Annotated in this window: 14 protein-coding genes, 1 tRNA gene and 1 pseudogene; 10 read left to right on the top strand and 6 right to left on the bottom strand. The window is 36.9% G+C overall.

Features of this window, described 5'->3' with window-relative positions:
- Window positions 1-13 precede the first annotated feature (13 nt).
- From DN393_RS04790 to odhA, 4 genes are all read right to left on the bottom strand, one after another.
- On the bottom strand, window positions 14-1,963 hold the full coding sequence (locus tag DN393_RS04790) for a TOMM precursor leader peptide-binding protein (protein WP_088048343.1): 1,950 nt from the start codon (window positions 1,961-1,963) through the stop codon (window positions 14-16).
- Complete coding sequence (locus tag DN393_RS04785; protein ID WP_088048344.1) at window positions 1,960-3,879, bottom strand: putative thiazole-containing bacteriocin maturation protein; 1,920 nt, start codon at window positions 3,877-3,879, stop codon at window positions 1,960-1,962. The genes DN393_RS04790 and DN393_RS04785 overlap by 4 nt, the downstream gene beginning before the upstream one ends.
- A 125-nt stretch (window positions 3,880-4,004) precedes the next feature.
- Complete coding sequence (odhB, locus tag DN393_RS04780) at window positions 4,005-5,264, bottom strand: 2-oxoglutarate dehydrogenase complex dihydrolipoyllysine-residue succinyltransferase (RefSeq protein WP_088048345.1); 1,260 nt, start codon at window positions 5,262-5,264, stop codon at window positions 4,005-4,007.
- Window positions 5,265-5,396: 132 nt separating this feature from the next.
- A complete protein-coding gene (odhA, locus tag DN393_RS04775; RefSeq protein ID WP_088048346.1) occupies window positions 5,397-8,264 on the bottom strand; it encodes a 2-oxoglutarate dehydrogenase E1 component in 2,868 nt (955 codons plus the stop codon).
- 823 nt (window positions 8,265-9,087) lie between these two features.
- Here odhA and DN393_RS04770 point away from each other — a divergent pair.
- The 8 genes and pseudogenes from DN393_RS04770 to DN393_RS04735 all read left to right on the top strand — a co-directional run bounded on the left by DN393_RS04770 (window position 9,088) and on the right by DN393_RS04735 (window position 11,275).
- Window positions 9,088-9,297 (top strand): helix-turn-helix transcriptional regulator, encoded by a 210-nt coding sequence (locus DN393_RS04770; protein ID WP_000428506.1) that lies wholly within the window; start codon window positions 9,088-9,090, stop codon window positions 9,295-9,297.
- Window positions 9,298-9,299: 2 nt separating this feature from the next.
- Window positions 9,300-9,677, top strand: coding sequence for a permease (locus DN393_RS04765; RefSeq protein ID WP_088048347.1), 378 nt, complete (start codon window positions 9,300-9,302; stop codon window positions 9,675-9,677).
- Window positions 9,678-9,705: 28 nt separating this feature from the next.
- Entirely contained in the window at window positions 9,706-9,888 is a 183-nt protein-coding gene (locus DN393_RS04760) for a DUF3976 domain-containing protein (protein ID WP_064476764.1), read from the top strand.
- A gap of 125 nt (window positions 9,889-10,013) precedes the next feature.
- Window positions 10,014-10,232, top strand: a pseudogene (locus DN393_RS04755) (hypothetical protein); the annotation flags it as partial.
- 142 nt (window positions 10,233-10,374) lie between these two features.
- The gene (locus DN393_RS04750) at window positions 10,375-10,590 is read left to right on the top strand and encodes a hypothetical protein (protein WP_064476762.1); all 216 of its coding nucleotides are present in this window, start codon (window positions 10,375-10,377) and stop codon (window positions 10,588-10,590) included.
- 13 nt (window positions 10,591-10,603) lie between these two features.
- Window positions 10,604-10,801 carry a hypothetical protein gene (locus DN393_RS04745; protein WP_064476761.1) on the top strand — a complete coding sequence of 66 codons (198 nt, stop codon included), beginning with the start codon at window positions 10,604-10,606 and terminating at the stop codon, window positions 10,799-10,801.
- Window positions 10,802-11,047, top strand: a complete 246-nt coding sequence (locus DN393_RS04740; protein ID WP_064476760.1) for a DUF4176 domain-containing protein — start codon at window positions 10,802-10,804, stop codon at window positions 11,045-11,047. It abuts the gene before it with no gap.
- Window positions 11,048-11,086: 39 nt separating this feature from the next.
- Window positions 11,087-11,275 carry a hypothetical protein gene (locus DN393_RS04735; protein WP_064476759.1) on the top strand — a complete coding sequence of 63 codons (189 nt, stop codon included), beginning with the start codon at window positions 11,087-11,089 and terminating at the stop codon, window positions 11,273-11,275.
- A 437-nt stretch (window positions 11,276-11,712) separates the two neighbouring features.
- Here DN393_RS04735 and DN393_RS04730 read toward each other — a convergent pair.
- Window positions 11,713-11,785, bottom strand: a tRNA-Val gene (locus DN393_RS04730).
- 189 nt (window positions 11,786-11,974) lie between these two features.
- Window positions 11,975-12,199 carry a hypothetical protein gene (locus tag DN393_RS04725; protein ID WP_063260295.1) on the bottom strand — a complete coding sequence of 75 codons (225 nt, stop codon included), beginning with the start codon at window positions 12,197-12,199 and terminating at the stop codon, window positions 11,975-11,977.
- A gap of 436 nt (window positions 12,200-12,635) precedes the next feature.
- Between DN393_RS04725 and DN393_RS04715 the strand changes: the two genes are divergently transcribed.
- Window positions 12,636-12,863 carry a hypothetical protein gene (locus DN393_RS04715; RefSeq protein ID WP_000251865.1) on the top strand — a complete coding sequence of 76 codons (228 nt, stop codon included), beginning with the start codon at window positions 12,636-12,638 and terminating at the stop codon, window positions 12,861-12,863.
- 154 nt (window positions 12,864-13,017) lie between these two features.
- The gene (locus DN393_RS04710) at window positions 13,018-14,304 is read left to right on the top strand and encodes a D-alanyl-D-alanine carboxypeptidase family protein (RefSeq protein ID WP_088048348.1); all 1,287 of its coding nucleotides are present in this window, start codon (window positions 13,018-13,020) and stop codon (window positions 14,302-14,304) included.
- Window positions 14,305-14,475 lie beyond the last annotated feature (171 nt).

Genomic DNA, 14,475 nt, shown 5'->3' with positions numbered 1-14,475 from the left:
ATCCCCTCCTTTACTATGGAAACGGATGCGGATGTGGATTTAATTGTGCATTCGTTAAAGGCTCAGCGCTATATCCAAGTGTCATCGGTACAGTATACACTCTATCTAGTCCTGTAACCCGAGTGAGATGGTGACCGAACGTCATCGGGAGCATGCCTGGAATAATGACTTTTACACAATGTAATCCGTTTTTTTCTATAAGAGGTACTGTTTGATCTACAACGATTACTTCAAGTCCAGATTGCTGCAGACGGTTTAAAAGTTGATGAAGATCGGATGTTAAATCTATATTAACTGATTGTAATGCATTCATTTCTTGGAACGATTGCACAGGGGCATCGTCACGTAAAAGGAAGTGAAGCCGTTCTTCTGCTTCTTGCAATCCGTACAGCATACTATGGTCTTCCATTTTATTAACGAGATAAGGATCGTGTAAGCAGTTTTCGTAGTGCTCTCTTTTTTGTTCGAGTTCATCGTCTGCTATTAGTAACATGCCAGCTATTTCATGGATGGCACTCTTTAAAGCACGGACAGGATCTAAATGAGAGCCTCCCGCACAAACAACGTTCATTCCATTTTCACGCGTATTTTTCGCAATTACCCATAAGCTTGGGATACCGTGTTCCATCGTTGCGTTAAAAGCATGTAACTCATACCCAGTAATCGTGTACAGTCGCTGAATCATTAATTGTAATTCCGTATCATTTGCTGAACTAAGATCAAGGCGGGGGAGAGGTAATTCGGCATACCAAGTGAGCAAAAAGGCGTCACGCTCTACAATTTCTAAAATGCCGTGAAAAATTGCTTCTTCTAAACTACCACCAATTGCACATCCATTTGATGTTTCATACACGAAAGCATCTCGATGACCGAGACTATAATAAGCAATTGATTCAGGAACTAAAAGTGGTCGGTTTTGTAATAAAGAGTAGCCCCATACCCAGTTTTGTTCATAGTCAGGATCAAACGGTTTAAACGGAAAACTATTACGATTATAATGTTCATTTGTATGTACACCGAGTAAGGGGGGATTAAGTGCATGATCCTCTAACTCATGAAAACTGCCGTGTACATTTGTCTTTTTTCCTCGAGGTGACATACCACAATATCGTTCTAAACCTTCTAAAATAGCAGTCGCTTCACTTATTGCAAATGAATGAGTTCGGCCTGCAACACCTTCATTTCCAAACATTAATGGCATGTTTATAATAACGTCAGCAAATGGTAATAAAGAGTGCTGCATTTTTCCGTTTAACATACCGACGCGATAATCTAAATAATCTCTCGTTAAAAATGTGTTTAGTTCATGAATGGAACGACAGCGATATGCTGCTTCGCTTGCTTTTAAGCTCGGTTGTAACGAAATCGCTGCTGCATCCGCCGTATCATCAGGCAAATTGCTACATACAGGGCAGAGCGGATCGGGAAGAAAAGAATGCCGTGTACATTGCAGTGTTTGTAAGTTTAGTAAAATGAGTTCATTTTCTAAAGAAGAATGGCTATGATTTAATATTTTCTCTGTTTCTGCACGAATAAGATGGCACATTTGTAACATACCATTTTGGGTGGCACGTACATCACGCCTTGTTACATTATCTGCCTTTAACGTATATTTCCGCTGTAGTTCCCACATTTCTTGTTGATCAAAGCCGGCGATAAAGCGGCGTCCATCAGAGCAGTTGGAACAGCCAGTTGCAAGAGGATGAATGTAAGGACCGATAATACCTTCACCAAATGAAGTGAATGCACGTAGCCATGGAATATGATTTGACCGAAACATTAGCTCGGCATCATGATGAATAGTAGAAGGAGAGCCATCATGTAATACGAGAGCGAGATGAATATTTTCAGGGAGTTCTTCTGTAAGGCTATGTTGGCGAATGATAGAATATTGTTTGCATAGTTGATCATGTGCATAGTTTGCAAGTAAGCCATCTCCTATAAGCAATATATTTTGAGTCATAGACTGTCCTCCTTTGCAATTAATACACCGTACACACCATCTAAGTTTTCTTTCAAAAATGATTCAATGGCTAAATCAAACACGAATGGATAAAAATTATGTTCTTCTAAATGTTGCAAGGCAAGCTGCACAGATTGCACACCTGGAACTTCTTCTTCCGCTTGTATTTCCACTCTAAAAGAATCCGTGTCATATAAAATAATAGAGGATTCAGGCAAGATATTAGCTCTGTAAGGAGTCTCTTCATTTTGAATATGAAGAAGTGATAGTTGTAGTGCGTTTCGTAAGGCTAACGTCATATTAATATTAGATGCACCGTACCAGCGATCATTTATACCGACCCAAACGACAGGGAAGCTGAGAATCTCTTCGCTTACTGCTATTTTAGGTGTTTCATGAATTGTAGAGAGAGCATCGTAATAAAATCTACAATGTTTATCATGAATTTCAGTTAAATCAATCGTCGTAATTTCTTCTAGCATATGTGACTGCCGCTCATACAATTTATTATTTAAATGTTGTTGTAGCGCCCGGTATACACCTTCTGTCATCGTTTCTCCAGCGCCAATACCGATATCATTATGTTCAGGAATAAGGCGGTGCATAATTTCCGCTACATATGTTTCAATTCCTGCTAAACCAGCTTCTCGGCGCGCTTCATTATGAGTTAAACCACCACAAGTCATAAGAGGCAGGAGGGAAGCAGGGCCATCTGATAGTGGAGTAGCTACTTGAATATGGCATTGTGATAACGGTAATTGATATGAATCTTGTTCATCCCATACATGGAATAAACCAGCTTCTTTAGAAGTTAATGAGTCGAAAAAGCGGAATAAATCAGTTGAGGTATGTTGGTTGGAACGCTGCTCAAGTTGTTCAGAAAGGTTTTCTATCGTATCAATTGTAAAACTTTCATCAGTTGCGAGAGGATGTTTTATAAAAGGATGCCATGCTCCTTCGAGTGTTTCGTAATTTAATAAAAAGAATTGTGGTTCTTTTTCCCGGTAAGAATCATCAGCGACATGTTTAAGTAATTCAAATACGATTATATTTGCTAACATTGCAGATGGAAGTGGTGAAAATGATGCTGATGAATGTTCATTTTGTAAAGTCGTTTCATGTAGCCGATGCCATGCGGATTCCCAGCATTCTTCACGATTAGCTATTACGATAGGGCCGGCTATACCAAGTGCTGATAAACAGACGGCAGGTATGAAGTTCTTTCCTACTTCTCTACAAATCGTGTGAACTGCTCTTAGGCCTTCAATATCTCCATTTTGAGAAACATACAAAATCCAGTCGAAAGGCTCGAACACTTCATGCAGGGGACGATCAATTGTCGTATCTATTTCCTGAACAAGGACATGATCATCAACTTCATGTGCAAGTTCTACTAGCTCATGAATGCGATCGTAATTTGTTTCCTCATAATCTGTAACAAGGTAATGAAAGGTAGGTAATCCTGATTCTAATAAAGAAGAAACTAAGGAAGTAAGCATATCTCCAGAACCAATTATAAGGACATTTGCCGCGCGATACGTTTCGAATTTTAGAGCGCCTGAATGAGAATCAGCTTCTAAAAATTCAATTTGTGAAGCGTATCTATCAAGTAATGCGCTATTTAATGCATGAGGTGCATCTTGACTTACATCCCGAACGAAACCATTTTCATATAAAATCTCTCCAATTTCAAATACACGATTTTGATAGGGGAGAGGGAGACCATCGGTTATTTCTGCTAAAGAATAATTCCCGTTAAACATTGGCATTAATTTTTCAATCCAGTTGTAAATTCCATCACCGTCCATACGAAATGAACTGGCATTATTTCGAAAATAGACACCCCCGTTTGAGTCGGGAAGGAAAAAAGTATCCTTATTTGCTTTAAGTTTTGCATCAATTGGAAGGTTATTCATTTTAATCCTCCTTACGTTTTAGGCATACATTATTAGCTTATGTTATGAAATTTGTCCCGTATGAATGCAATAAAAAAAGGCTGTAGAATAATTCATTCTACAGCCTTTAATAGATTATTAATCTATCAACCTTCTAATAATAATGATTTTGGATCTTCAAGCATATCTTTAACAGCAACAAGGAAGCTAACTGCTTCTTTACCATCAACAATACGGTGATCGTAAGATAGTGCAAGGTACATCATCGGACGGTTTTCCATACGCTCGTTATCAATCGCAACTGGACGTACTTGGATTTTATGCATTCCTAGAATACCTACTTGTGGGCTATTTAGGATTGGTGTTGACATTAGAGAACCGAATACACCACCGTTTGTAATTGTGAATGTACCACCTTGTAACTCTTTTAATGAAAGTTTGTTATCGCGTGCTTTCATACCTAAATTACGAATCTCGCTTTCAATTTCAGCGAAGTTCAATTGGTTAGCATCGCGTACAACTGGAACAACTAATCCATCTGGAGCTGCTACTGCAATACCGATATCATAGAATTTTTTAATGATAAGCTCGTCGCCTTGAATTTCAGCATTTAATAATGGGAATTGTTTTAATGCTGCAACAACTGCTTTTGTGAAGAATGACATGAAACCAAGACGTACATCATGTTTTTTCTCGAAAGCATCTTTACGCTCTTTACGTAATTCCATGATTGCAGTCATATCAACTTCGTTAAATGTTGTTAACATTGCAGATGTTTGTTGAACTTCTACAAGGCGTTTTGCAATTGTTTGACGGCGGCGGGACATTTTCACGCGCTCAACTGGTTTTTCGAATTCCGTTTTTGCAACTGGAGCAGGAGCTGGACTTTTTGGAGCAGCTGGTGCTTCTTTTGGTGCGGCAGCATGAGCTTGTACATCGTGTGGTCTCACACGTCCAAGTGGATCTGTGCTACGTACATCGTTTAAGTCGATACCTAATTCACGAGCCATTTTTCTAGCAGCTGGTGATGCGATAGGACGGTTCGTATTCGGTAAACCTTGTAAAGTTGTAGTTTGCTCAGCATTTGGTGCCGCAGCTTTCGGTGCTTCAGTTGTTTCTTGTTTTGGCTGTTCAGCAGCCGGTGCAGGTGTACTTACTGCAACTGGTGCTCCGTTTGCATCTAAAATTGCGATAGTTGCACCAACTTCAACTGTATCCCCAGGTTCGCCTAGTAACTTCGATACAATACCTGAATCTTCTGCAATGATTTCTACATTGACTTTATCAGTTTCAAGCTCAACAACGCTGCCACCTTTCTCAACTTTGTCGCCTACGTTGATAAGCCATTGTGAGATAGTTCCTTCAGTAATAGATTCTGCAAGCTCAGGTACTTTAATTTCGATCATTTTAAATGTCCTCCCCTTATTTGCCTAACGGTGTGTTTTTTCTTCTTTTGTCTTCGGTAATCTCCATTTGTTAGCTTGCCCCCGGGCAGAATATCTGTCCGGGGAGCAGGCTAGAAAGCTTCATTGTTACTTTCAGTTGCTGAAAACTTCAATTTCTTGTTTATCTTGACGGAAGTTATATTTCACATCTAAAGCGTGTGCAACAATTAGTTCTTGCTCAGCTTTGTGAGCGAATGGATCGCCACCAGATGGGCTAGAGCGATCTGGGCGTCCAATATAACCTGTTTTCACTTTATCTCCAGCAAGTTCGAACAGAATTGGAGCCATGTAATGCCATGCGCCCATATTACGAGGTTCTTCTTGAACCCAAATAATTTCTTCTAAGTTTTTAAAGCGTTTAATAATAGATTGAACTTTCTCAGCGGGGAATGGGTAAAGCTGTTCAATACGAACGACATGAACTTCATCTAAGTTATACTCATGTTTACCAGACTCAATTTCTGCTGCTAAGTCAATCGCCATTTTACCTGTGCTTAAAACAAGACGTTTTACTTTAGTTGGTTTTGTACCAAGGTTTTCTTGTTCTAGAGCAGGTTGGAAACGTCCTTCGCTTAACTGACTAGCAGTTGAAAGCGTAAGTGGGTGACGTAATAAACTCTTTGGCGTCATCAATACTAATGGTCGAACAGCTTCTGTTCCTAAGATAGATGCTTGACGACGTAAAATATGGAAGTATTGTGCCGCGCTCGTTAAGTTTGCAACTGTCCAGTTATTCTCAGCAGCTAACTGTAAGAATCGCTCTGGACGTGCACTAGAATGCTCTGGTCCTTGACCTTCATAACCGTGAGGTAATAGAAGAACTAAACCAGATTTTTGACCCCATTTTGCTCTTCCAGCTGAAACATATTGATCAAATAATGCTTGCGCAGTATTTGAGAAGTCACCATATTGCGCTTCCCACATAACAAGAGTTTCTGGAGCGAATACGTTATAACCATACTCGTAACCAACAACAGCAGCTTCTGATAACGGACTATTATGAACAGAGAAGGATGCATTAATGTTTGGTAAGCGATGTAATGGTGAATATGTTTCATTTGTATCAGTATCGTGTAATACGATATGACGGTGCGCGAATGTACCACGCTGTGAATCTTGACCAGTTAAACGAATTGGCGTACCTTCTTGTAAAATAGAAGCGAATGCTAATGACTCAGCAAGTGCCCATTCAATTTTACCGTTCTCTTCAAGAGCATCTTTACGGCGCTCAAGAATTTTCTTCACTTTCGGATATACGTTAAAGCCTTCTGGCCAAGATAGTAGACCTTCATTAATTGCACGAAGTGAGTCAATCTCAACACCAGTATCAATTGGCTGAATGCCTTTTGCAACAACATCTGGCACTTTAACGTGAATTGTTGCAGCGCTCGTATCAGCTGGCGGTACTTGTGCATAGTCAGATTTTAATTGCTCTTGTATAAACTGAGTCATTGTTTCAACCTCATCTGCATTTAGAACACCGGCAGCTTGTAATTGATCTGCATAAATCGCTCTTACAGTTGGGTGATTTTTAATCTTTTTGTACACTTGTGGTTGCGTAACTGCTGGGTCATCCATTTCGTTATGACCGTAGCGGCGGTAACCAATTAAATCGATTAAGAAGTCTTTTTTGAACAATGTACGATATTGAATCGCAAGGTTAGCAGCAGCAAGACAAGCTTCTGGATCATCAGCGTTCACGTGAACAATCGGAATATCGAAACCTTTTGCAAGGTCACTTGAATATTTCGTAGAACGAGAATCATAGCTATCAGTCGTAAAACCAACTGCATTGTTTGCGATAACATGAATTGTTCCGCCTGTTTGGTACGCGTTCAATCTGCTTAAGTTCAACGTTTCAGATACAATACCTTGACCAGGGAATGCAGCATCACCATGAACTAAAATTACGAATGATTTTGAAGTATCTTGTTCTGGAAGACCAGATTTTTTACGATTCTCTTGAGCCGCACGTGCAAAACCTTCTACAACAGGGTTAACGAACTCAAGGTGACTTGGGTTATTTGCTAATGTAACGCGAGTGCTAACTTCTTCGTTACTAACGACTTGTTCTCTACCTAAATGGTATTTCACGTCGCCAGTCCAGCCAGAATTTGCCACTGCGCCTTCTATTTTTGCATGTTTGAACTCAGCAAACATGTGACTATATGGTTTTTCTAATACGTGTGCAAGTACGCTTAGACGACCGCGGTGAGCCATACCAATCATGACATCTTCTACGCCGCCCTTTGCACCTTCTAGAACAATTTCATCTAGAACAGGTACAAGCATATCAACGCCCTCGATAGAGAAACGCTTTTGCCCAACGAATGTTTTATGCAAGAATTGCTCGAAACCTTCAACAGCTGTTAAACGTTTTAAAAGAGCAGTTCGTTTTTTATTTGGTAGTGGTTGACGCAATGAATTTGATTCCACCATTTGATGCAACCACGCGCGTTCTTCACTATCTTGTATATGAGAAAATTCATAAGCTAAAGATTTTGTATAAACGTCTTTTAATCTATGAATTACATCAAGTGCAGTGTGAATACCTTCTGGTGCATCTTGCCATACTGTTTTTGCTGGAATCGCTTTCAAGTCAGCATCGCTCAGTTCGTTCATTGCTTTCTCAAGAAGAGATTGTCCATTAGCAGCATCTTCCATCGGATTGATGTGAGCCAACGTATGCCCGAATGAACGAATCTGTTCAACAAGCTGAACGACTTTAAGAATTTTTTCAATGTTCCCTGTGTTTTGAGGAGAAAAATTTGTTGCTGTGTTGTCCCCTGTTACGACATCATCTTGAAACGAAGGAGCTCCAAAAATTTCAAAAAGCTCTTGTAATTCCGGATCAACAGAACCTGCTCCAGTTACGTAAAGATCATACTGCTCAATAACATAACCAAGGTTCGGACCATGGAACTTGGCCCAAGGGTTTGTCGTTGTATTCTTCCTCGTCATTTGTTTAAACCTCCCAATGCATATAATCCTTTTTCCATACAAAAGGTGCATTTTGCTCTTTTCAATAATTGATGAACCAATAATCAATGTAAATGTTTTCTTTACTCTTATGTTATTACAATAATTTACATAATACCAAACACTATTACTTATCTGTTTTGTAAAAAAACATTCACAATAACTTATCACCCAAGTTAATCTTTCATGTTATAAAGTAATTTTACAGAAAAATGGGGTGGATATATTTGGTATACCTACACGAATAACTAAAATTGTTGCATGTAAATATAAGTATAATAATTGGAATGTTTCGATAAAAACGAGTTCGAATTATGTATATTGAAATAATAAGCGCTTTCATTGATATTATACAACAATATAACGGAATATAGTATAAAAAATAAAAAATTATGAATTTATCGTAAACTTTATTTAGATAGTGTTAAATATTGAAAGGAAAGTGAAGGATTTCTACAAAAAAAGTTGCTAAACATAAAAAATGCTTCATAAACAGTTAGTTTCTATAAATATGACGAAAAACACCGTAAAACCAATAACGCATTTCGTGGAATAAAGAGATGAATGAAATATTTTAAAAGGATAAAACAAATAGGGAGATATTAAATTTTAAAAATAGAGAGGAGGAGATATAGTAAAGGTTCATTACAGTGTTCCATATTTCATTTTAAAATAGACGTGCTGAAAATGAAAAAGTTTCTTCTATATAAATAGAGTGAAACAAACTGAAATGCATGTAAAGGAAACTTGACGTAAAGCTTACTTTACATATATACTCGAGATAAGGGAGGAGGGAGAAATTTCCTTGGAAAATAAAATGGTCGAATACCGAAAAAAATTTGGACTATCTCAAGAAAAATTGGCTGAGAAACTTGGAGTTTCCAGACAAACCATCATTTCAATTGAAAAGGGAAAATACGATCCATCACTTCCGTTAGCATTTGAAATAGCAAAAACATTTCAGACAACGATAGAACATGTATTTATTTATGAAGGAAAAGAAGAGGGGGAATAGGGATGAATTATTCACAAAAGTACTTTTTAATTATGGGAATTATTTTCTGTATTATGAGTGGAACCATGATATTAGCGGGCATAATGACGCATTCCGCACCACCGGCTCCAACGTATACAGTACTTGCGATGATGATTATGTGTTTCTGCTTAAGTTACTTACATCCGCAATTTAAAGAAAAAGATGAGCGAATGAAACTCATTCGTTATAAAGGAATGTTCTTCAGCTTTTTTGCGCTAACGGCATATTACCTTCTTTTCTCTTTCGGTTTAAATCTACACGTAATTACACTATCTGCGGTTGAACTATTAAACATACTAATGGCACTTACGATGAGTACAGTTTTTATCTCATTTGTTGTTTTATCGAAAAGATATTAAGATGGAAGAGAGAAAGGAAGATTAATATATGCAAATGATGTATGCTTTTGGCATTGGGATTGTATTATTTTTAGCCGTATTCTTATTTATTCGGAAAGACGTTCAAGGTGGGACGTTAACGAAACGAGGCTTTTATAAAATGATCGGCTGTTTAGTTGTTATGTTTATAGCGATTATCGTAATGATCGTTTTAATAAATCAGTCACTATAGAATGAACCTTACTTGAGTAAGGTTTTTCTTTTTGATATAAAATCCGAAAATTCCCACTATATCCATTTACTACATATAATGGGTATTATATAATTTAATAAAATGATAGGTAGGGAGCATAGTATATGAATAAAAAAACTATCTTCTTTTTATTAACATGCCTACTACTTATAGCTAGTATTACTTATATAATATGTAACAAACGAGAACAAGTGCCACCGATGTTAGTATGGAAGGATCAAGAATACTATGTTACGAATGAACCTGTCAAAGCAGAAGAAGTCGGGCAAAGGCTCGGAGAAGTAACGAAGAAAATCGAAACGAGTAAAAAAACTACTAAAAATAGAAGGCGCTGTTGCAGAAGAGACGATAGCCTATAAATATAATTCTTCTAAAGGTTTTGGGGAGGAATTAACTCTTACTAGCAAACAAGGAGTAGCTTCTTATGTACAGGGGATTGAGGGATTTTCTTTTAAAAGTGAAAGCATGATAGCTTTACAAGTATACGAAGCGGAAATTACGAAGATTAAGATCCCTGATTATATCCCTGTATTAGGTGACTATGATATAGATGTTAAAGGTGAAATCATACTGGGTGGATATGGTTATAAAATCCGTGCAGGTGAAGAATCAGGATTTTCCGCAACAGCACCTAATGGTTATGGTGGAGGATTCTCATTTAAATTTAAGAAGGAAGAGTGAGGATGGGGTTAAAATGCGTAGAGTCACACAAGTAGTAATATGTATTGCAGCGGTACTATTAATTATACTAGCTATGATAAATGGAGAAACGTGGAAAGATAAAATTGTTATTTCGCTGGCTGTTCTTATATTTACTGGATTTTCTCTAGTGTGGAACTCATTTGTTATAAATCTTATGGAAAAAGTCAATAAAAAAAGGGGGAATAAATAAATGAAACTTTTACCGATTGGAACAGTTGTGAAGCTAGAAGATATAGAACAATTTGTGATGATTATTGGAAGAATGGTTATTTCAGCGGATAATCGTGAGTTCAATTATATAGGTGTTCCTTATCCAGTTGGCTATTTGGGTGAGGAAAAAGTATTATGCTTTAATCACGATAAGATTGTGGAAGAAATGAGAGGGTATATGACTGAGAGTGAATTGGCTCTACGTGAGAAATTAGTAGAATTGTAAAAAGAAACGTAAATCTTAAAGATATGATAGGAGAAAAAAATGGGGAAGGTAATGAGAATTATTGTAATTATTGGTATCCTTATTCCTCCAGCGTTAATGTGGAGTGCACCTGACATTCCTCTAAATGTTAAACTTCTGTTTACAGGTTTACAACTAACTGTAGGATTCATCGCAGTAGTAGTGTTAGAGGTAATATTTAGAAATCGAAAAAAGAAGAGGGCAAAATAGATATAAACTGTATAGAATGGCAGATAAGAATATTGGTGGTTAATCTTCTCAATAAAAGAAGCTAACAGAAGCAGGGAGAAATCCTTGCTTTATTTTTTGTATAGAATTACTAAGTAGAGTATCGTTAAATTAGGATATCTGAGGGGGATTACTGTAGGTGAAACTGGGAATCTGAGTTAAATAAACAGTAGTCTTAAGAGTTATCTCACTGATTTCAAAGAGTGTAAAAACTATAATTTTAATTACTATACAAACTTAAGTAGCATTTTCTTGTCAGTCCTTTCTCGGTTTTATAGAAACAAAAAAGAGGACTACCCCTGAGCCAGCTGATTTGCTGACTAGAAGTAGTCCTCTGTTAACTTGTGGTGTCTGATGGAGACCCCCACAGTTTTAGCTTTTGAGAATATCCTCTCAAGCCCTGATACTATTAGGTTTTATGACCCCGGAGAGGCTCGAACTCACGACCTCCACCCTGTCAAGGTGGCGCTCTCCCTGCTGAGCTACGGGATCTTCAAAAATGCGTATGTACCAGCAACTTTAATCTTTATGCTAAAGTAATTATATATAATTGACTGAAATTTTACAATATTTTTATATTAAACTTTTGAAGGGAAAGTAGTTGGAATGGTGCTAGTCGTGTATTAAGGAATATATAAGTAGAGAATGTAATGAAAAGTCGATTCGAATAAAGTGGTTATATTATTTTTTTCGATACCAATCTAAAGGACCTTCATCACTTAAATCAACAAGAAAAGGGAATAAGAAGTGTAAAGGTAAGCTAATAAGTTCTGGCATAGCGTTCAATGTTTTCTTTGATAGATACTGCCTTCCGAAACAATACGGACAATCTTTTTCAAATGTCACGAGTATTGACCATACATCTTTTATTGTCCACTTCGTTTTACAATACGTACAACGCGCCATAGAGTTCCTCCTCATGTTAAGTTTTCTACCATTATATTCCATTCTATTGTACGAAAGTCATTTGTATTTGGTGTGATAAAATGTAAGTTGTTTTATTTTTATGTGAATTTATTTAGTCATTTATGATCATTTACATATCGTTTGATATTTTTGCAGGATGATAGGTTTTTGGATTCAATATGCAAACTGGCCAATATATCCTTTTTACAATTTACTTAAAATCATGTATAACAGAGATACAAGATTATTTTACCCCGCATTAACGGGCAGTAAGATCCCTGCTCAAAATTCAGCGAAAGCGAAGAAGTTAGGTGGGAGATTAACTGCCCGTAAAAGCCCGATTGGTTCAACTAATAATCCGTGGGAGATGAAGAAAACCCCCACGGATTAAAGTTTCACTTTATAAATATTCAAGAGTAGAGGGAGAATTATTGTAATGGTAAGGAAAACGTTCAAGATGCGTGTATCTAGAAATAGAACGATTTCGATTAATGGATCAATTCTTGATGTGGATGTTACACATGATGAGTTTTTACAAGAGTTTGTTGAGTGGGTCGATTCTAAAGGTTGGTCATTTATGGGGATGACAGATGAGATTACACCTGAGGAAGCTAGTCAAAATTTAATAGATTCATTAATTGATGAGAAGGATAAGAAAGAATAATTCTTTCTTATTTTTTATTGTATATTTATGTTCTTTATCGTAAAAGTATGATATAGTAAAAAACAGTGAATATTCTTCCAATTTAATACAAATTACGTATGGATTGGTAAATTCAGTTTTTAGACTGTGAGAGTATAGGAAAAGGGAGAGTCATATGGTAAATTTTAAGAAAATTTTGGCTTTTATTACCGTTATTTGTTTATTTTTTTTGACACCTATGACGTTACGTGCTGAGACGAATATTGGAGTGAATCCGGAGCAAGTGGCACCACCACCTAAGGAAGGGCCAAATGTTTTTAGTCAGTTTGCAACTACGATTGATGCGAAAACTGGAGATGTTTTGTATGATAAAAACGCACATCATCGTGCATTTCCCGCTAGTATGACGAAAGTATTAACGGCGATTTTACTTATGGAGCATACGAAGCCAGAGGATCAATTTACGTTTTCACAATTAGCATTAGATCAAGAGAAGAGTAATTATCAAATTGAATTTCAACCTGGTGAGACGATTAATAGAAATACTGCGCTTATGATTTTAATGGTACTGAGTGCAAATGATGTGTCGCATGCGATTGCGGAGCGTATTGGGGGAAGTGTTGAGAATTTCGCTCATCTGATGAATGAGAAAGCGAAGCAATTAGGTGCTACAGATAGTCACTTTGTAACGCCAAATGGATTGCATGATCCGAACCATTATACAACGCCATTTGATATGGCTATGATTACGAGAGGCGTACAAAAGTATCCTGAAATTTTGCAAGCAATGAATACGAAAAGAACGACAGTTACGACATCTAGACAGACGGTTTCTATTTTTAACAAGTCTACTTATTTTGAAAACCCATATAGCATTGGCGGGAAGACGGGTTTTACAAATGAAGCGCGCAATACGCTCGTTTTATTAAATGAGAAGGATGGAAATCGTATTATAAATGTAGTGATGGCTTCTCAAAGACCTGAAATTTATGAAGATTTGAAGCAGATGGCGGACTATTCTTTCGGTCAATTTGTGAAGCAAACTGTACTAGATAAACATAGTTGGCACCAAAAGACAACGTATTTAAATAAAAATATTGATAGCGAACTTGAAAAAAGTGCAGAACTTATGCTTAAGAAAGATGAAGGGAAAAACGTGAGGACGATTTTCCGTACAGCTTCATTAGATAAAGATTCTTTGTATCATAAAGGAATTCATCGTGGTGAGGTAGTTGGTGCAGTTGATATTACGAAAAACAATCAAACAATTGCGACGATAAATGTTCTTTCCAAAGAAGATGTTACTTTTGCGATGCCTAAAAAAGATACGGCTACGCCTGAAGTAAACGAATCAAATGTGAAAATAATAAGCATTGGGATAGGTGCCGCTCTATTATTTGGAGCTATTTTATTTGTAGTGCTACGCCGAAATACAACAGGAATGAAATCAGAAGAAAAATAAATTACTAGTTAAAAGGCTGTGAAGAGACTTTGTCACAGTCTTTTTTTATATATTAAAAATAACTAATAATTGTAAATTTTCTTATTGCATTTCTGTTTTGTTCGTTATATTATTTACTTGTGTTCTTGTTAAAGAACAATAGTGAATATTGCATACTTCAAATAATATAAA

It is taken from the genome of Bacillus sp. BPN334, from assembly GCF_008368885.1.
Classification (GTDB): Bacteria; Bacillota; Bacilli; order Bacillales; family Bacillaceae_G; genus Bacillus_A; species Bacillus_A wiedmannii.
Note: the sequence above shows the minus strand (reverse complement) of the source record. Positions and strands in the feature narration are given on the sequence as shown.